Origin of the sequence: Alteromonas sp. KS69 (assembly GCF_003989595.1) — a bacterium.
Classification (GTDB): Bacteria; Pseudomonadota; Gammaproteobacteria; order Enterobacterales; family Alteromonadaceae; genus Alteromonas; species Alteromonas naphthalenivorans.
Genome location: NZ_PYHU01000013.1, coordinates 172,897 through 191,879, shown reverse-complemented (window position 1 = coordinate 191,879; position 18,983 = coordinate 172,897). Strand labels below are relative to the sequence as shown.

The window sequence follows — 18,983 nt, the reverse complement described above, 5'->3', positions numbered from 1 at the left end:
GTCGATTATAAATAGACTACTGCGCTATAACCCTATATTCATTTGGTGTGTGAGAAACTAATCATGTCGATAAAAGTGTGGCCTGTTAAAGAAAGGCCAAGGGAAAAACTACTTTATTACGGTGCAGAATACTTAAGTGATGCTGAGTTAATTGCCGTTATGCTAGGCGCTGGAGTAGCAGGGAAAACGGCATTAGGTTTGGCCAGAGATCTGTTAGAGAAAGTGGGATCGCTACGAGGCGTGGTTGCGGCAAATGAATCAGAGTTTACTGATGTGAATGGTCTCGGCGCCTGTAAATTTGCACAATTTCAAGCCGCTTTTGAGATATTTAGGCGTAATTTAGAAATCCCACTTGCTAGACAAGACGTATTTAATAATGTGGATGATACAAAGCGTTATTTGCAAGCAAAACTACGGGACTGCCAGCAAGAAAAATTTTTGCTATTAATGTTAGACAGCCAGCATCAGCTTATCGCATGTAGAACCATGTTCACAGGTACCATTAATAGTGCGGCGGTATATCCTCGAGAGCTTTTAAAGCAAGTGATGAAAGATAATGCAGCGGCCGTGATCTTAGTTCATAATCATCCCTCAGGCGTGGCAGAACCGAGTCAAGCAGATATTAGGCTGACCGGGGAGATCCAGAATGCGATGGCAATGATCGACGTTTCTGTTCTAGATCATTTTGTGGTCGGAGACACGGAAACGGTTTCATTTGCCCAGCGAGGCCTGTTAACATAGAAATTGTTAGTCATTCATCGAATATAATCTAGTCAAATCGTTGAAAATGATTTAGCATGTGACTCTAATGGGTAAATTTTCTGAAAGGACTAATATGAAAAAGTCAATTATTGCATTGTTTGCAGCAGCAGCTATGTCTGCTGGTGTTAGCGCTCAAGACGCCGAAGGCGGAGCTGGATCTACAGGTCTTGGTGCTGTTACTGCTCCAGTTGTAGCTACTGCTGCTGTGGTAGCTGGCGTTGTTGCTGGTGTTGTTTCTAATAATTCATCAACAGCTATCGATGATGGTGGCGAAGGTACAGCTACTTGTGAAGGCGATGATCCATTAGTAGACGGTGTTTGTGTTGGTACTACTAACACTAATACAACTACTGTAACTGGTACATCAACTGCTACCACAACTATCACTGTTCCAGTGACATTTACTTACGCACCGACCGTACAGTAATAATAAATAGTTTCGAAAAAGCCGCTTTCATTAGCGGCTTTTTTATTGATGCAAAGAAAGTGTTCTTATTACTAAATAATAGTTGTCGAAATTTTCAATGAAAACATCCCTATTACTGATTGTTATCAGCCTGCTATCTCTTCTTGTTTCTGGGTGCTCCTCCACCGTTAATGCCTATATTAAAACCATTAGTCTTGCCCTTGAGGATCGCACCGTTTCCTACACCGTAGATGAAATAGCGGCAAGTAAAGCAGACTTACTACAGATTAAAGCGGGTGGGCGTGATGCTGCTTCACTTGCTCTTGCCTATATTGATGGTGATAAATACCGCTGGGTATCAGGCGATAAAGTTATTTTCACCATGCATCATGGCGTGATTGTTCGCACCGAAGGGCTAGATAATGAGCTGTATTATACGGGGAATTTAAAGCATAACCCATTAGCCAGTAACGATGTACTAGCCTACTCATGGCAAAGAAAACTCGACTTAGAAAACGTAGGTTATGGGCTACCGATTAGTTCTACATGGCGAGTGCACGGTGAGGAAACTCAGTCTTATCTAGGTACTACTTTCACGGTCACTAAAATAACGGAAACTGTTATTTTTCCAGAAACCACGCCTTTTATAGACACTAATTTGGAATGGAAAAATACCTACTACCTTGGAGCCAAATCGAAACAGCTTTTAGCTTCTACGCAAAAGTTTAGCCCACAAGGTGATGTATACGACATGGTCTATTTAAGTCGAGTTGTGCGTTTAATGAAAAGTAAGGAGCAGTAAATAAAATGAGAGTTTTTGTTACCTTACTAATGAGTTTTTGGCTTTTACTATTTACCGCTTCTGTATCTGCCCAAGTGACTATCATAATTAATAAGCAATCTTATGAGTTTACGCAGCCTGTAAGACTCAACAGTGTATTATCTATTGTGGCTGATTCTGGTGATTGGTATTGGCCAACATCAGGCATATACAATTTAAATGACGCTTATGCTGAGCGAGAAAAAGGCGCTGTTTTATCAGAAATTCGTATGGTTTTAAAAAGCTACAATTCGAACAGTGATACATACCGCGCGTTAGAGAGCCTCTATCAGCAGGTATCTTCTTGGACAGTATCTACTCGTGTTATCACGCCAATATCCTATAACCGTGCACGTTTGATTGCTGAAGAAAACCCTATGTTCCAACCAGGGCGATATTTGCTTTGCATTAGTCCTCGTCCATCAGTTGTGCATTTTTCAGGGTTAGTTATTAAGCCTGGCGCTTATAGACACGGTGATGACCTTTCTATTTTTTCTACCGCTAAGTCAGTCACTAAAGCCTCCGATGCTGATAAAAGCCATGTTTTTGTGATTAATCCAATGGGCGAGATAGAGAAACGTGGTATTGCCTACTGGAACATTGATTACTCGCAATTAATGCCAGGAAGCCAAATTTATGTACCCATAACAGGGCAGATATTCAGTTCAACGTTGGATGCACTCAATACCCGCATCGCAAACTTAGCAGTACATAGGATCCTTCCTCAATGAGCGCTTTTCCTTATAAGAAAACATCTTTAGCACTCATCATTAGTGCATCAGCCTGTCCCGCTTTGGCTGATACAGATAACATCGACACCGAGTTTCGGGTTACTCCTTCGCAAATGGTGCAAGGCGGTAACGGGCTTATTCAAACCCCTACAGCGCGTATGCGTGAAGAAGGGGGATTAGCTGTAAATTATACCGATAACGGTGAATACCGTTTTTGGTCAGTCAATTTGCAATTATTCGATTGGATGGAAGCTACCGCTCGCTATACCGACGTGCGTACACAATTTTATAGTGATGTTGAATCGTTCAGTGGCGATCAAACCCTTAAAGATAAAGGCTTAGATGTAAAATTTAGGTTGTGGAAAGAAGGCTACTACACGCCAGATATTTCGGTTGGTTTTCGCGACTTTGGCGGTACAGGATTCTTTGAAAGTGAATATATTAACGCCAGTAAATCGTTCGGACCTTTTGATGTTCATTTAGGATTAGGTTGGGGCTACTTAGGTACGGCAGACGATATCACTAACCCACTTTGTGAGTTTAGAGACAGTTACTGTGATCGACCCACAGGGTTTTCCGGGCGCGGCGGAAAAGTTGATTACGACCAGTTCTTTAAAGGGACAACGGCCTTTTTCGGTGGTATCGAATATCAAACACCTTGGGAGCCATTAACCCTTAAGCTTGAGTTTGAAGGTAACGATTACTCTGTAGATAGAGCGGGCGAGTTGGAGCAGGATTCTCGCTGGAATGTGGGCGCGGTATATCGCTGGAAAGAATTTGATTTCAGTATGAATTATCAGCGCGGAAATACGTTTGGTTTTGGCGTAACGTATCGCTTCAATATGAACACCTTAAGCCAAGTTAAGTACGATAAACCACCCCAAACGTTAATGGCTAGGCAAGTGCCTGATACTATTAATAAAGTTGATAAATCAAGGTTATACAATACCTTGTATCGCTCAGCCGGATTTGCATTATCTGATGCCAGTATTGAAGAAGACAAAGCTGTATTTTATGGTACCCAGTTTGCGTACCGTGACCAAGATGAAGCGATGGAACGAATAGGGCGCATAGTGGCTTCAGAGCTTCCTGATTCAGTGACGGACTATCACATTGTTGAAAATAGTGGTGGTCAGCCTATGGTTGATACCATAATAGATGCTGAACAGTTTATTGCGGCAGCACGCTATGAGTCGATAGATGCAGACATCACCACGTCTTATGCGCGATCAACACCTTCTAAAGAGGTAATGGATGCTTATGAGCCCACGAATACCCACGGACTGTTTTATGGTGCTAACTTCTTCTGGACACAATCATTCGGTAACCCTGAAGATTTTTATTTATATCAAACAGGTTTAATTTTGAATGCAGGTTATGCATTCAATAATAAGCTATCTGTTATGGGCAGTGCTCGGGTTACCTTATTAGACAACTTTGATAAATTTAACTTTTTGGTTGATAACGAGGAAACTGCGTTACCACGAGTGAGGACGCGCGTACGAGAGTATGTTGCTGAGAATAAAGTAGGGATGGATACCGCCTTCATTCACTATAAAGATAATATTAGTGAGAACGTATTTGGGCAGGTGTACGCGGGTTACCTAGAAACTATGTTTGCTGGTGTCGGTGGTGAGATTTTATACCGTCCTGTCGATAGTAGATTGGCATATGGGTTTGACATAAACTATGTGAAGCAGCGTGATCCTTATAATCAATTGTCAACTCTAGATTACGATGCTATCACCGGCCATGCCAGCGTTTATTGGCAACCTGAAATGCTTAAAGGTACCCAATTAACCGTAAGTGCTGGGCAATTTTTGGCAAAAGACAAAGGCGTTAATATCGATTTCGCAAAACGCTTCGATAGTGGAATTGTTGTAGGTGCGTATGCAGCTTTCACCGATGTCTCATCTGAAGAATATGGGGAAGGTAGTTTTACAAAAGGCTTCTATATCTCAATTCCTTCAGACTTATTCTTGCTGCAACCTTCGAAAGGTCGAGGAACATTCCCATGGGTGCCGATTTCTCGTGATGGTGGTCAGGTGTTGAGACGTCCAGTGCGTCTTATCGATTCCACTGCAGTACGCTCACCGTTTTACGACTAACTACTTAGGTAAGCACGAGGTAACGATTGCTTCGTGCTTACTTCCACCCTAACTAAATCTTATTTTTACGTGTTTTTTAATAACATTAACAACGCGTTAATCGCTGCTTTCCTTTATTATTTCAATAATTTCAGTGGTTGAAATAGAAGGGGTTCGAGGCAGATAAACCACGTCACATATATCCTTAAACTCATCAAATTTACCGTACCAGTCATCACCCATAACCAACACATCCGCTTTATGTTGAATAATGTAATCACGTTTCTTTTCTAAAGATTCTTCGGTAAAAATTTTGTCGACAAAGCGCAAGGATGCGAGTAATTCCTCCCTACTGTGGTAGGGATAAATAGGAGTCCGCCCTTTTTTACTTAAATTGAGTTCGTCTGAAGAAAGACCCACTATAAGTGCATCGCCTTCTGCGCGAGCACGTTTAAGAATTCTTATGTGACCAATGTGCAGTACATCGAATGTACCGAAGGTTATAACGCGTCTCAAAATGCCACCTGATTATTAGGTTTTAAGTTATTGGGTTGTAAGATATTCGGCAATGCGGTTGCTGCATTGACCATCAGTAATGCCTACCATTTCTTGCGTGATTTTTTTGCGATTTACGCTTAATTCCATCGGCTGTTTTAAGCACTCTACTATCAACATATTCGCTTGAAAAGCATTGCTAGCTCTATGTGATATCTGGTTAAACAGGGCGATATCGGGATCTAGTCGTTTCTTTAATCTGAAATTGAAGAGGCCTGAGTAATTCCAGCGTGTATGAAAAAAGTCGCACCATACGATTGGGCGATCTATCGAAGCAAATTCAAAAATAGCGGATGATGCATCAGAAAGCATAATATCGGCGATTTGCATGAATGGCAGTAGGTCAAAGTCTTTTGCATTTGCCAAGTACACATTTTCATAACGACCCCATGCTTCAACCCTTTGCTTTTGAGATTTGTATTTAGGTTTTGTCAGGCTAAAGAAATGAGGTTTAACAATAATATTTACGTTGCTTAAGGTTTCAGGCCAATGTGGGGGAAAGCATTCGATACTTGATGGGAAAAAGGTGGGCGCATACAGTACAGTAGGCTTGTTTGAGTCTAGCCCCAATGCTGACAAGTCAATAAGTTGTTCGGTTTCATTAAATATTGGGTCGAGTTTCGCGTAGCCTGAATTTATAAAGTGTCTATCAGGGTACATTTCTTTTAGTCGTTCAAGGCGACTTTCCCCTTCAACAAACCTGACATCGAAGGGAAATTCAGAGACATCGTAATAACATGCTTTAGGGCCGATGCCGTGCAACATCAGCGCAAGGCGTGAAGTAATATGCTTTTTTTGTTCGGCATTAAAATAAGGTCGATTTCCGAATACAATCCAGTCAGCGTTACTTTTGCTGTAAAGGGACAGTGTTTCATCTTTATTTGAGATAAATTGGAATTGAAAGCCTTCTTTCTCTATGACTTCCTGTTTCAAAGCATCTAAACCAAGTTCTTGGTGTAAAACGAACTCGCATAAAACACCCGCTTTTAACAGTGTACGGGCCACAGGTATATATTGGGGAAGGTAGTAAAGGTGTTGTACATCAAAGAGGACTTTACCTAGCATTTGAAACGCTCCGACATCGCGGCGGCAAAGTTATTAAACAGACGCACCGTCAATTATTATTATTTTTATTGCGTATAATCTGCGTTTAACGCAGTATAGCGCGCGTTCGTAAAACAGTAACAGAGATTAAGCGCGATGACTTTACACTTAAGTGTAATTTTTTAGCTCTTTTTAAAAATAATCGTTATTTTTGACTAAAAATGTGACAAAAATTGAGCTTTTTTCCTTTTCTTATTGAAATTGGGATCTGTTTGCTGTATAAAATGCGCCCTCTAATTTATAGTAATACGTCATTTGATCCAGTGACCTTTTGATAGGTGGAATCGATTGACGCGACAGTTATCGTTGTTCTGGAGACAAATCAATGTCAAGAGTATGTCAAGTAACAGGTAAGCGCCCTACGGTTGGTAATAACCGTTCGCACGCAAGAAACGCGACTCGTCGTCGTTTTTTACCAAACCTTCACTCTCACCGTTTTTGGGTTGAGAGCGAAAACCGTTTCGTTAAGTTACGTTTATCTGCTAAAGGTATGCGTATCATCGATAAAAATGGTATCGATTCAGTACTAACTGACATCCGTGCCCGTGGTGAGAAAATCTAAGGAAGCCTACAATGCGTGATAAAATTAAATTAGTTTCTTCAGCAGGTACAGGTTTCTTCTACACCACTGATAAGAACAAACGTAACATGCCTGGTAAAATGGAGATCAAAAAATTTGATCCTGTTGTACGTAAGCACGTTATGTTCAAAGAGGCCAAAATCAAGTAATAAACTTGCTTTTGTCTCCACGAAAACCCAGCCTTTGCTGGGTTTTTTGCTTTTGAGCATATGAAAATATTGCCGCTGGAATATGTCAGTTTCAGGCATTACCATAAACGCTATATTCGTTAAATAGGATTGCTGGTGGCAAGACTCTCACAACGCGCGATGAACAATGTGGTTATTGTTGCCATGTTAGTCATGATTGCGCTATTTAACTTAGACAGCTTCCTGCCTAAACGTGCCGTTCCCGAATTAAGGCCGCTACTGCCACCTGACGCCTATGTACTTAAAATAGAGCATGCCAGTAGCAAGTTAGAGAGAAATGGTCAGCAGTGGCGTCAAGTGTCCTCTAAAGGGGCCTTGCCTGTATCAGCACAGGAGCAAATTGCAGCGTGGCAAGCCGCTCAGCTTAAAACGGCGTCTTTGGTAGACAACGCATTTCAGTCAATTGAGCCCATAGTGGTGGTTATCTGGCTAGCAGGGCAAGCGAATGGCCATGTCTTTGCGTTTTATAACAATACGCAGCCGGTTACTGTAAAATACAACGGCCTTTGGTACACCCTTGAAAATACTGAACTGAACGCGCTTCTTCCATGGCTTAGTGAACCCGCTAATTAATTAAGCGTATTAGCCTAGTCACTACTGTCAGTGACCGGTGACGCTTAACCAATCTTCATTGCAACGAACTAGACAACCCAAAGCTGGAGGGGAAAATGCCTGAGTTACCAGAAGTCGAAGTAAGCCGTTTGGGCGTATCCCCTTATCTGCTAAACGAAACTATAGACAATATTATTGTGCGCGAACGCAGAATGCGCTGGCCTATTCCCGAAGACGTGGCGTTAGCTATCGGAAAAAAGGTGATAGCCGTTAAGCGTAGAGCAAAATACCTCATGATCGAAACCGAAGCGGGTACGCTTATTTTGCATTTAGGCATGTCGGGTAAATTGCGGGTTATTGATGCGTCTACACCTGTTGCGAAACATGATCATGTTGATATTGTGATGGCGACAGGGAAATGCTTACGTTTTAACGATCCTAGGCGCTTTGGGGCCTTCTTATGGCAACCCCCGGGCGAGGCCTTGAAATTACTTGCTAACCTAGGACCAGAGCCGTTGACTGACGATTTCGATGATGCGCGTTTGTTCGCTTTATCTAGAGGCAAAAAAAGTACCGTGAAAAACTTCATCATGGACAATGCAGTTGTGGTGGGCGTGGGGAATATTTATGCCAATGAAGCTTTATTTTTAGCGGGTATCGACCCAAGAAGAGAAGCAGGGAAAGTCAGTAGCGCTCGCTACAAAAACCTTACGCAAATTATTAAGCAGGTATTAGCAAAAGCGATAGAGCAAGGCGGCACTACACTAAAAGATTTTGCGCAAACTGATGGGAACCCTGGCTACTTTGCACAGCATTTGAATGTGTATGGAAGAAAAGGAGAGCCGTGTGAGGTATGCAAAACAGAAATACAAAGTAAGGTGATTGGCCAGCGAAATACGTTCTTTTGTAAACAGTGCCAGCGCTAGTTTTAGTGCACACTAGATAGAACACGTTAGATAAAACAGACTGAGCTCAATAGGCATGTTGAGCGCAGTGTGTTTAACATTTTCTATTAAAGCGTTTTAGTCTTCTCGGCGCAGTCTATCTTGCAATGCTTGATCGACCACCGGATGGCAAAAACCACCTACCTTACCTCGATGCAGTGCAACTTCTTTTACTAATGTAGATGATATAAAAGAGTTTTCTTCTGCTGGTGTCAAAAACACACTTTCTAATTTTGGATTCAAACGGCGATTCATATTTGCTAGCTGAAATTCGTATTCGAAATCAGATACCGCACGTAATCCGCGAATAAGAATGGTGGCTTTTTGCTCATCGGCAAAATCTGCAAGTAAGCCCGTGAAACCCATCACTTCTACGTTAGGTAAATCGGCGGTAACCTTGCGAATCATTTCCACTCTCTCATCAAGGGTGAATAAGGGTTGCTTGTTGGGGTTCGCGGCAATACCAACTATTACATGAGAGAAAAGCTGTGATGCCCTTTCTATCAGGTCTGCGTGCCCATTGGTGATGGGATCAAAAGTGCCTGGATAAAGTGCTCGTGTATGCATGTTAATCTAATCTTTATTGTTGTAGGGCAACAGTATCGATAAATATGGGTAGATGCAATTGCAATTCAGCTGCTTCTATAGCCCGCTAAACAATACTGCCAGTCATCTTGAGTCCAGTAAAACTGGGTATTTAAGCCTTTTTCTTTATTCAACGAACGTAACAAACGGGACAGGTTATCTTTTTTCCAATGGTGTCCGCGACGTTCATGACAGCGATCAAAATCTATCAACCAAATATTACGCTCATTATCCATCATAATATTTCTGATGTTCGCATCGTGATGATAAATCTGGCAGGCATGCATTTTAGCCAAAGCTTCGCCCACCGCATACCAATCATCTTTTGATAAGGGGTCTCGGGTAAGCATGTGATGCAAGTCTTGGCTTGCCGGAATATTCTGGGTAATAAGATCCCCACGATAAATAAAACCACGGCGATGAATACGGGCGCCAACCGGTACAGGCACGCGAAGGCCATGTTCTCGCATTTTAGTCAAAAGGCGAAACTCTTCAAACGGACGAGAACGCTCTACACCAAGAAAAAAATACTGATCACTAAGTAATTTCCCAACCAATCCACCACGTTTAAAATGTCGTAGCACCCAATGCTGAGCATCATAGTCGATAAAAACAGTGGTACCACGGCCTTTGGCCTCACCGGTAATTTTATTTTGGAATAGCCAAAATTCATGACTGAACATATCTACGCTAGGTTCAGTCATGAGTTCATCGTTGTATAAGAAGTGATGCCCAGCACCTAAGTCTCGTCGTATTATCGCCATGACGTCCGTTACTTATGGTAAAATTTACCATTCTAATGAATTATTTCGGCATTTCAGCAACGAGAGAGCATTTGTGGGAAAAAAGATTTGCTTAATGCGTCTATCTGCTATTGGTGATATCTGCCATGCAGCCGCTATGGTAACACGTATTCAAACCCATTGGCCGGACGCTGAGTTAACTTGGGTCATTGGCAAGGTAGAGTATCAGCTGGTTAAGCTAATGCCGAATGTGCGCTTTATCATTTTTGATAAAAAACAAGGCAAAGCCGCCGTTGAGAGCTTAAAAAATGCAGTGAAAGGTGAAACCTTCGACGCACTGCTTATGATGCAAGTTGCCTTGCGCGCGAACCTAGCCTCTAGAGTGATAAAGGCGAAGCGCAGAATTGGCTTCGACTGGGCCAGAAGCAAAGAACTGCATTGGTTATTCGCGAACGAGCGCGTAGCGCCACGCCAACATTCTCATGTGCTCGACGGTTTTATGGATTTTGCCGACGCGCTAGGCGTGCCAAAAGTCGCTACGCCATCATGGAATATCCCTGTTAGCGAAGAAGATGAACGCTGGGGTGAAGAACAGGCCGCAGCGCTAGGCGACTATGTGGTTATTGCGCCTGCCGCTAGCAAAGCAGAACGTAACTGGCTTCCCGAAAGGTACGCTGCAACTGCTGACTATTTATCACAACAAGGTAAATCAGTCATATTAGTGGGTGGTCCTGGTGACCTCGATAAAGCCACTGCCAATGCTATTTTAGCGTGTAAACCCACTATTAAAGCGGACTTTACTGGCAAAACCAGTCTTCACCAGTTATTGGTATTGTTAAAGCATGCGAGTTTAGTGCTTGCGCCTGATACCGGTCCTGCTCACATGGCTACCACAGTAGGCACGCCCGTTATTGGATTATATGCTCATTCAAACCCTATCCGCACTGGGCCATATAACAACATAGATAACACGGTCTCCGTGTACGATTCGTGTATTGAAAAGCAAAAAGGAAAAAAGTGGGAACAATTACCTTGGGGAATTCGCGCAAAGGGCGATAACTTGATGGAAGGTGTTACCACAGATGCGGTATTTTCAAAAATTAATGCCTTGGTTTAACTAATACATTAACGAATACGCACTATTTCTGGGAATTTCTTCTAACCGTTATCTACACTTAGGTTATACGCGCCAATTTTTTTAAGACACGGAGAGCGCCCTTTGGTGATTATGCTCGCATTGATGAAACGAATACGAGCTTTAACTAGCAATTCAGAGTACTCAGCACTGGTGCTCAGTATGCTATTTTTAGCTTGTAGTCCAGTTGCTCTCGCACAACAGGCCGTCGTGGTCGCTAATGCGTCGGTGGATACCACATCCCTGACTCAATCAGAATTACGCCAAATATTTACAGGCCACAAACAATACTGGAGCAACGGAGAAAAAATCCACGTTGTTGTTCTTGAGGATGAGCATGGATTACACAAAGCCTTTTGTCGTGAAACGCTGCATATGTTTCCGTATCAACTATCTAGGTTATGGGACCAACTTACTTATTCGGGGCAAGGAGTAACACCTGCTCGTGCCGCATCACAGGCGAAACTGATTGAATTAATTGAAAGTACGCCTGGTGCAATTGGATACATAGGAAATGGAAAAGTAATTGAGGCGCGACAAATTGAGGTGCGTGAACGATGAAAAAGCAATTGTTGATATGGATATTTTGTGCAGCAATATTCATCTTTGGTACCCAAGTAGTATATGCAGCAGATGAACCAGCAAAGTTCACTTGGCATGGTTATATTTCACAAGGAATTACGCAATCTGTTGATAGTAATTTTATCACCTCTGATAACGATATTACCGGTGAGTTAACCGAGTTAGGCATAAACGGTCATTATCGCTTAACCAATAATTTGTCGGTAGCTGGGCAAGTAGTTTACCTAGATGGCGGTAATCGATTTGAGCAAGGAGCCAGAGTAGATTACCTTTTCTTGGACTGGTCCATTAATGATATTTGGGGCTGGCAGGGTCAAGTTCATTTGGGGCGCTTTAAAAATAGACATTGGCTTTACTCGGTAACGCGTGATGTTCCGCAGACTAGAGATACTGCGGTACTGCCTCAGTCAGTCTATTTTGATAGCTTTCGCGATGTAGCCCTTGGTAGCGACGGTATTCAAACCAGTTTTAAGAGATATTCGAATGACAATATTTGGGAGGTTAACTGGAGTTATGGCAGTTCAGATATTAACGAAGCTCAGAAAAATTTCCTTTTAGGAAATATTGCATCAGGTGAAATTGAACAAGATTTTGTGCATCAATTTAGCGTTTTTTGGCAGCCTTCTACGATGGCGTGGAAATTGGGGCTTAGTTGGCTTGAATCAGACTTTACTTATCAAGCATCTGTTATGGACAATAGGTTTGATGGTGAGGCTAATATTCGCCGTTTTATGTTTTCTGCACAGTACTTTAGCGAAAACTGGCAGTTGAGTTCTGAGATCCTGAGAGAGTTACAAGATTCTCAAGGGCTCTTTGCTCCAAATTTTAGAGAAAGAAGAACTGCTGAGGGGGGCTTTGTTCAATTTCGCTATTTATTTAACAGCAAGGTAAGCGGGCTAGTTAGTTACGATACGTACGTAAATAACGTGTCTGACCCTGATGGGAAACAACTTGAGCAAAGTAGTTTTGGACAAATTCCCGCCTACTTTGGCTACGTCGACACTATAGCCGTGGGCGCGCGATGGGACTTTGCTCCAGGGTGGCGCATTCAAGCAGAACACCATTGGGTAGAGGGCGCAACAAGAGCGGTGAGTCTTTTGGACCCTAATATTAAAGATCGTAGCGACAAATACTGGCGTATGTGGTCTGTACAACTGATGTACTGGTTCTAGGTTCACTTATGAAAGTGGAGATGTCCTTTACCACTAAAACCATCATTATGTTGATGGCGATGGTGCTAACCGTCACGGTAGTGATATCTATGATGCTCATTCGTGAGTCTGATTCAAGCTTGGTTTTTCAGCAGCAAGAAGAGCAACTTAAAAACCAACGTCGATTGCAGCTTTTCGAGGATATTCTGCATAACCGTATGGTGTTGTGGGTAGACATGTTTAGCCACATAGAAATGTCGGAGCATCAGGATTTAGGCTACTTTTATGAAAATCTTCAGCGAAATCAGGAATACCTGATGCTGAACTTTCATGTGGAACGGCTGTATCTGTTTGACCGAAACGGCGTAGTGGGAGAGCAATCCACCCCCATTAGCGATTTTGTTCTAAAATTAGTGCGCAGTACGCAGCAGTCTCTTAGCAGCAGAGCGTTAATTCGCTGTGAGGATGCGTGCACACATTATTTATCAGTGCCCATTATGACCGATGACGAGGTGGTTCCTGTCGTTATCTTGTCTGCTTCATTGCGTGAACTTTTGTCTTTGTTTAACCGCTCTACCGACGCCCATAAGGTCGTGATGGTTCAGAATAAGCAAGGCGATGAAAACGACCCTACCTTAACGCTATCCAGCCAGCTTTCACAGTCTAACCAAGATTATTTAACCGAGCTCATTGCCGCCTTTCCCAAAGGCTGGAGTGTAGAAAAACTGGTGGTTAAAGGGCTTCGAGTTTCGTTTCAGGGAAAAGAGCTGTCGGTAAGTTTGCTGCCCTTCCCCCACAGCCTCACAGAGCAACCTTACCTCATGGTTGTGCAAGATATTACTGCATTAGTACATCAAAAAGAGCAGTACGAATTACTGGTTATAATCAGTGCGATTGTGCTGTTTATCGTGTTCTCATTGCTTCTAAGGCTCTTTCTTAATCAATACCGCTTGAGGCTATTAGGTATAAGTGAAGGTTTGCCTATGCTTGCCGACCACAAATTTATCGAATACCGCAAACTAGTTGAAAAGAAGCAGCACGCTTCGCTTTGGCGATTAAACGACGAACTTGATGTGGTAGAAGATGCTGCGAATGCCCTGGCAAAACAACTGGAAGACTTCGATGGCCAAATGGCGGTGAATACTGCCAAACTTGAAAAAATGGCCATGTTCGATGTGCTTACCGGTCTGCCAAACCGGAATATGCTGACCTTTCAAATTGAAAACCAACTTGCCCACTCAGCGCGAGACGATAGGTTGGTTGCACTGATGTTCATGGACTTAGACGACTTTAAAAAAGTTAACGACAGCTATGGTCATGACGTGGGAGATAAGCTTTTAAAAGCCGCGGCTATGCGGATATCGCGGCCTATTAGAGAAACTGATATTGCTTCACGATTTGGTGGTGATGAGTTCGTTGTATTGTTATCTAGCATCGAAAACAAAGAACAAGTGGAACACGTTGCGAAGAAAATCATTGAAGAGTTTGACCAGCCGATTGAAGCGGGTGGCATGCAATTTTACGTCTCTATTAGTATAGGTGTGGCCGTGAGCCGCCATGCCAGAGCTACGCCAGTGGAATTGTTACGGCATGCTGATATTGCTATGTATGAGGCAAAATCGAAAAAAGGGGCGGGCTATAGAGTTTACGATGCCACCATGAACTTGAAGGTAATGAAAAAGGTTGAGCTTGAAGCCGAAGCGCGGGTGGCGCTAAGAGAAAGTCAGTTCAGTTTGGCCTTGCAGCCTCAAATCGACTTGCGAACCAATGAATTAATAGGCTTCGAAGCACTACTTCGCTGGTATCACCCTGTTAAGGGGACCATATCACCGGCAGAGTTTATTCCTTCACTTGAAAACACCTCTTTCATGCTAGAGCTAGATTATTGGGTAATAGCCAAGGCCACCTACCTTATTAGAGAACTGAACGCGAATGGTTACCCTAATGTGAAGTTAGCGATTAACCTGTCTGCTGGGCAGTTTCTTGACCCCAGTCTTCCTGATTTTTTGCAGCAGCAAATTATTCGCAATGATATTTCACCATCCCAAGTGTGTTTGGAATTAACGGAAACCGTATTGGTCACCGACATTGAACGTGCAACCTCAATTATGCGTACTATTAGAGACATGGGGTGTACTTTGGCCATTGATGACTTTGGAACGGGCTACTCGTCACTCAGTTACTTAAAATCACTGCCCGCTGACTTTATAAAAATCGACCGTTCTTTTGTAGCCAATATCGTCGAGAATGCCGATGATAGAAACATCGTGCATTCAACCATTGCCATGGTGCGAAAAATGGGGTTAATTGTGGTAGCTGAAGGCATTGAAACAGCAGAGCAGTTTGAAATGCTATGTCACTTTGATTGTCAGATGGGGCAGGGGTATTTAATTAGTCGACCCATTCCAGAGCCAGACATTTGGACCACCCTAAGCAAGAACGTACACATGGGCATATGGGACAGTACGCGGTCTAACGAATAGGGCAGCCTAGCCAGTTAGATTTTTAGCCACAGCTAACAAGTGTGCTAAAAAGTTTACAGCTACAAGTTTTAATACTGTTAAAACGCCCCCTTCCTTGTGTAACCTTTATATCGCTTTCTTTAAAATACATTTTTTATTAATTTCGGAGTCTGACATGTCAGCGGCATTTATCTCTCACCTGCAAGCGCAAATTGAGGCCACTAAAGAAGATGGTCTGTATAAAAAAGAGCGCGTTATTACTTCACAGCAACAAGCAGATATAGACGTGGCCAATGGCGAGCATGTCATCAACTTCTGTGCGAACAACTATTTAGGTTTGGCTAACCACCCTGATCTTATCGCTGCGGCTAAAAATGGCCTTGAAACCCACGGGTTTGGCATGGCGTCTGTGCGTTTCATTTGTGGTACGCAAGACATACACAAACAGCTAGAAACCGAAATTAGTGGCTTCCTAGGTACCGAAGACACTATTTTATACCCTTCATGCTTCGATGCGAACGGCGGGTTATTTGAAACCTTGCTTGGCCCAGAAGACGCCATTATTTCTGATGCGCTAAACCATGCGAGCATTATTGACGGCGTGCGTTTGTGTAAAGCTAAGCGCTACCGTTATGCCAATAACGACATGGACTCACTGGAAGATCAACTTAAGCAAGCCGTTGCCGACGGCGCACGATTTAAAGTGATTGCTACCGATGGCGTGTTCTCGATGGACGGTGTTATAGCCAACCTTGCAGGTATTTGCGACCTTGCTGAAAAGTACGATGCACTGGTCATGGTAGATGATTGTCACGCTACAGGCTTTTTAGGCGAAAACGGCAAAGGTAGTCATGAATACTGCGACGTAATGGGCCGAGTGGATATTTTAACTGGTACTTTAGGCAAAGCTATGGGCGGCGCATCAGGCGGTTATACGTCAGGCAAAAAAGAAGTGGTTGAGTGGTTACGTCAACGCTCTCGCCCGTACTTATTCTCAAACTCTGTTGCTCCACCTATAGTTTCGGCTTCACTTAAAGTATTCGAAATGATGAAAGATGGCGCAGCATTGCGTGAACAACTATGGCGCAATTCAGCCCACTTTCGTTCTCGTATGGAAGATGCTGGCTTTACCCTTGCAGGTAAAGATCACGCTATTATTCCTGTGATGCTAGGCGATGCGCGTGTTGCTAGCGAGATGGCAGACAAGCTACTTGAAAAAGGTATTTACGTGATTGGTTTCTCATACCCTGTAGTACCTAAAGGGCAAGCTAGAATACGCACCCAAATGTCAGCTGGGCATTCTATTGAGCACGTAGACAAAGCCATTGATGCGTTTATTGAAGTAGGCCGTGAAATGGGAGTTATTGCATGAAGTCGTTAGTTAAAGCAAAAGCTGAAAAAGGCATATGGCTTCAAGATACCCAAGAGCCTGAAGTTGGCCATAACGATTTATTAATCAAAATTCGTAAAACCGCCATTTGCGGCACCGACATGCACATTTACAACTGGGATGAATGGTCGCAGCAAACCATACCTGTACCTATGGTAGTAGGTCACGAGTACGTAGGTGAAGTGGTTGGCATGGGCCAAGAAGTACGTGGATTTGCTATTGGTGATAGAGTATCTGGTGAAGGCCATATTACATGCGGACATTGCAGAAACTGCCGTGCAGGCCGTCGCCATTTATGCCGCAACACCGAAGGCGTTGGCGTAAATCGCTCTGGGGCCTTCGCAGAGTATTTGGTTATTCCTGCGTTTAACGCATTTAAAATTCCCGATAATATTAGTGATGAACTGGCATCTATTTTCGACCCATTTGGTAATGCTGTGCACACCGCCCTTAGCTTCGACTTAGTGGGTGAAGATGTATTAATTACCGGTGCTGGTCCTATTGGTATTATGGCAGCTGCAGTGGCGCGTCACGTTGGTGCGCGCCATGTGGTTATCACCGACATCAACCCGTATCGCTTAGAGCTTGCTAGAAAGATGGGCGCAACTCGCGCCGTTGATGTTAGCAAGGAAGACTTGCAAGACGTGATGAACGAGCTTGGGATGAGTGAAGGCTTTGATGTTGGCCTTGAAATGTCGGGCGTACCGGTCGCCTTTCGCGACATGCTAAAGAAAATGAATCACGGCGGAAAGGTGGCAATGCTAGGTATTCCACCACAAGATGTATCGGTTGATTGGAACCAAGTTATTTTTAAAGGGTTAGTGATCAAAGGTATCTACGGTCGTGAAATGTTCGAAACCTGGTACAAAATGGCAAGTTTGCTGCAAAGTGGCTTAGATTTGTCGCCAATCATCACACATACCTTCTCGGTTGATGACTTTCAGAAAGGTTTTGATACCATGGGTTCAGGACAATCAGGCAAAGTTATACTGGACTGGCAATAATGACAGCATTTTCACACATTAGTGTACAAGACGTAGCAAACTTCAATGGCGATGTAGCCATCGTAGATATTCGTGACCCGCAATCTTTTGCTAATGGTCACATGCCAGAAGCGAAGCCGTTGAATAACGATAACTTCGCGGCCTTTGTAGAACAAACGCCAAAAGAAACCCCTGTGGTAGTAGTGTGCTATCACGGCGTAAGCAGTCAGCAAGCCGCACAGGTTATTGCCGAGCAAGGTTTTAACACCGTCTATAGTATGGACGGTGGTTTCGAAGCATGGCGATTAGGTCAGTCTGTGGTGTCTGAAAATTCGTGAGCCATCCTTTAATTGCTTTTCGTCAGCAAGGCGTGGCGCATTTACTGGCTAACTACTTAGGTAGCCAGAATATCACCGCCACGGTAAAGCCTACTGAAACGGGTGATGAGTTTGTTGTATTATTGGCAGACGACAACGATGCACTTAAAGCCCGCGCCATAACTGAAGAATTTATTCAGCAACCGAACAATCCTAAATATCAGCAAGCTGCTTGGCAGCATGGTGAAAACGTCGATTTAGTGCCCTCACGTCAGTTTGATATGAAAGGGTTCATCAACAATGCATTGTCGGTACCGTTAACCAGTATTGTGTTTGTACTTTGTGTACTGGTGTATGGTTTGTCGTTGCTAGGCTTGTTCAGCCCCATTGCGCAACACCTGCTCATGCAGCCACTTAGTGTGCTTGCCGAAAACCATGAGTGGTGGAGGCTATTAGGCCCCGCATTTATTCACTTCAGCGCACTGCATATTATTTTCAATCTACTTTGGTGGTGCATGCTAGGCGCCAAAATAGAAAGTACCTTTGGTAAAAGCATGCTGTTTGTGGTGTTTGCACTGTCGGCCATTATATCGAACGTGGCTCAAGCGATGTTTACTACGCCAGTACAAGGTAACTTAATGCTCTTTGGCGGCTTGTCAGGAGTGGTATACGCTGTAATGGGCTTTGTATGGTGGTTAGGTTGGCTGAAGCCACAGTGGGGCTTGTCGCTGCCTAAATCGGTAATAGGTTTTATGTTGGTGTGGCTAGTATTAGGCTTTGCCGATGTGCTGTGGGTGAACATGGCCAATGCGGCGCACACCGCAGGGTTAATTACTGGCTGTTTACTAGCAGGGTTGCTAAGCCTTGGAGCCGATAAACGAAAGCAGGGGCAATAACACCTGCGGT

At 43.5% G+C, this 18,983-nt stretch carries 21 protein-coding genes; 17 read left to right on the top strand and 4 right to left on the bottom strand.

What is annotated here, in order from left to right; all coding sequences use genetic code 11:
• The first annotated feature begins 63 nt into the window (after positions 1-63).
• The 5 genes from radC to C7Y69_RS10985 all read left to right on the top strand — a co-directional run bounded on the left by radC (position 64) and on the right by C7Y69_RS10985 (position 4,827).
• On the top strand, positions 64-741 hold the full coding sequence (gene radC, locus C7Y69_RS11005; protein ID WP_126872717.1) for a RadC family protein: 678 nt from the start codon (positions 64-66) through the stop codon (positions 739-741).
• A gap of 94 nt (positions 742-835) precedes the next feature.
• Positions 836-1,189: a hypothetical protein gene (locus C7Y69_RS11000; RefSeq protein WP_062085447.1), complete on the top strand. Its 354-nt coding sequence runs from the start codon at positions 836-838 to the stop codon at positions 1,187-1,189.
• A gap of 97 nt (positions 1,190-1,286) precedes the next feature.
• The gene (locus C7Y69_RS10995; RefSeq protein WP_126872716.1) at positions 1,287-1,970 is read left to right on the top strand and encodes a YjbF family lipoprotein; all 684 of its coding nucleotides are present in this window, start codon (positions 1,287-1,289) and stop codon (positions 1,968-1,970) included.
• A 5-nt stretch (positions 1,971-1,975) separates the two neighbouring features.
• Complete coding sequence (locus C7Y69_RS10990) at positions 1,976-2,719, top strand: capsule biosynthesis GfcC family protein (protein WP_126872715.1); 744 nt, start codon at positions 1,976-1,978, stop codon at positions 2,717-2,719.
• Positions 2,716-4,827, top strand: coding sequence for a YjbH domain-containing protein (locus C7Y69_RS10985; RefSeq protein ID WP_126872714.1), 2,112 nt, complete (start codon positions 2,716-2,718; stop codon positions 4,825-4,827). Before C7Y69_RS10990 ends, C7Y69_RS10985 begins: the two co-directional genes overlap by 4 nt.
• A gap of 96 nt (positions 4,828-4,923) precedes the next feature.
• Here the strand turns inward: C7Y69_RS10985 and C7Y69_RS10980 are convergent, their stop codons facing one another.
• Together C7Y69_RS10980 and C7Y69_RS10975 are read right to left on the bottom strand one after the other, a co-directional pair.
• A complete protein-coding gene (locus tag C7Y69_RS10980; protein WP_057794957.1) occupies positions 4,924-5,322 on the bottom strand; it encodes an adenylyltransferase/cytidyltransferase family protein in 399 nt (132 codons plus the stop codon).
• Between the two features lie 27 nt (positions 5,323-5,349).
• Complete coding sequence (locus C7Y69_RS10975) at positions 5,350-6,426, bottom strand: CDP-glycerol glycerophosphotransferase family protein (RefSeq protein WP_062085453.1); 1,077 nt, start codon at positions 6,424-6,426, stop codon at positions 5,350-5,352.
• 364 nt (positions 6,427-6,790) lie between these two features.
• Between C7Y69_RS10975 and rpmB the strand changes: the two genes are divergently transcribed.
• The 4 genes from rpmB (at position 6,791) to mutM (ending at position 8,711) form a co-directional block, all read left to right on the top strand.
• The gene (rpmB, locus tag C7Y69_RS10970) at positions 6,791-7,027 is read left to right on the top strand and encodes a 50S ribosomal protein L28 (protein WP_013786149.1); all 237 of its coding nucleotides are present in this window, start codon (positions 6,791-6,793) and stop codon (positions 7,025-7,027) included.
• A gap of 11 nt (positions 7,028-7,038) precedes the next feature.
• Entirely contained in the window at positions 7,039-7,194 is a 156-nt protein-coding gene (gene rpmG / locus C7Y69_RS10965) for a 50S ribosomal protein L33 (protein WP_013786148.1), read from the top strand.
• A gap of 135 nt (positions 7,195-7,329) precedes the next feature.
• Entirely contained in the window at positions 7,330-7,806 is a 477-nt protein-coding gene (locus C7Y69_RS10960) for a hypothetical protein (protein ID WP_041452617.1), read from the top strand.
• Between the two features lie 95 nt (positions 7,807-7,901).
• Positions 7,902-8,711, top strand: coding sequence for a bifunctional DNA-formamidopyrimidine glycosylase/DNA-(apurinic or apyrimidinic site) lyase (gene mutM, locus C7Y69_RS10955; protein WP_063457980.1), 810 nt, complete (start codon positions 7,902-7,904; stop codon positions 8,709-8,711).
• 96 nt (positions 8,712-8,807) lie between these two features.
• Here the strand turns inward: mutM and coaD are convergent, their stop codons facing one another.
• Both coaD and C7Y69_RS10945 read right to left on the bottom strand, forming a co-directional pair.
• Positions 8,808-9,296: a pantetheine-phosphate adenylyltransferase gene (gene coaD, locus C7Y69_RS10950; RefSeq protein ID WP_057794951.1), complete on the bottom strand. Its 489-nt coding sequence runs from the start codon at positions 9,294-9,296 to the stop codon at positions 8,808-8,810.
• 65 nt (positions 9,297-9,361) lie between these two features.
• Entirely contained in the window at positions 9,362-10,078 is a 717-nt protein-coding gene (locus C7Y69_RS10945) for a 3-deoxy-D-manno-octulosonic acid kinase (protein ID WP_126872713.1), read from the bottom strand.
• A 94-nt stretch (positions 10,079-10,172) separates the two neighbouring features.
• Here C7Y69_RS10945 and C7Y69_RS10940 point away from each other — a divergent pair, with 94 nt between their 5' ends.
• The 8 genes from C7Y69_RS10940 (at position 10,173) to glpG (ending at position 18,973) form a co-directional block, all read left to right on the top strand.
• Entirely contained in the window at positions 10,173-11,174 is a 1,002-nt protein-coding gene (locus C7Y69_RS10940; protein WP_126872733.1) for a glycosyltransferase family 9 protein, read from the top strand.
• A 111-nt stretch (positions 11,175-11,285) separates the two neighbouring features.
• A complete protein-coding gene (locus C7Y69_RS10935) occupies positions 11,286-11,753 on the top strand; it encodes a substrate-binding domain-containing protein (protein ID WP_260563502.1) in 468 nt (155 codons plus the stop codon).
• Positions 11,750-12,946, top strand: coding sequence for a hypothetical protein (locus C7Y69_RS10930; RefSeq protein WP_185864164.1), 1,197 nt, complete (start codon positions 11,750-11,752; stop codon positions 12,944-12,946). Before C7Y69_RS10935 ends, C7Y69_RS10930 begins: the two co-directional genes overlap by 4 nt.
• A gap of 8 nt (positions 12,947-12,954) precedes the next feature.
• The gene (locus tag C7Y69_RS10925) at positions 12,955-15,408 is read left to right on the top strand and encodes an EAL domain-containing protein (RefSeq protein WP_126872712.1); all 2,454 of its coding nucleotides are present in this window, start codon (positions 12,955-12,957) and stop codon (positions 15,406-15,408) included.
• Positions 15,409-15,562: 154 nt separating this feature from the next.
• Positions 15,563-16,759 (top strand): glycine C-acetyltransferase, encoded by a 1,197-nt coding sequence (kbl, locus tag C7Y69_RS10920; protein WP_063456656.1) that lies wholly within the window; start codon positions 15,563-15,565, stop codon positions 16,757-16,759.
• Positions 16,756-17,781 (top strand): L-threonine 3-dehydrogenase, encoded by a 1,026-nt coding sequence (gene tdh / locus C7Y69_RS10915; RefSeq protein WP_013786138.1) that lies wholly within the window; start codon positions 16,756-16,758, stop codon positions 17,779-17,781. The genes kbl and tdh overlap by 4 nt, the downstream gene beginning before the upstream one ends.
• On the top strand, positions 17,781-18,098 hold the full coding sequence (glpE, locus tag C7Y69_RS10910) for a thiosulfate sulfurtransferase GlpE (RefSeq protein ID WP_013786137.1): 318 nt from the start codon (positions 17,781-17,783) through the stop codon (positions 18,096-18,098). The genes tdh and glpE overlap by 1 nt, the downstream gene beginning before the upstream one ends.
• On the top strand, positions 18,095-18,973 hold the full coding sequence (gene glpG / locus C7Y69_RS10905; RefSeq protein ID WP_013786136.1) for a rhomboid family intramembrane serine protease GlpG: 879 nt from the start codon (positions 18,095-18,097) through the stop codon (positions 18,971-18,973). Before glpE ends, glpG begins: the two co-directional genes overlap by 4 nt.
• Positions 18,974-18,983: the final 10 nt, after the last annotated feature.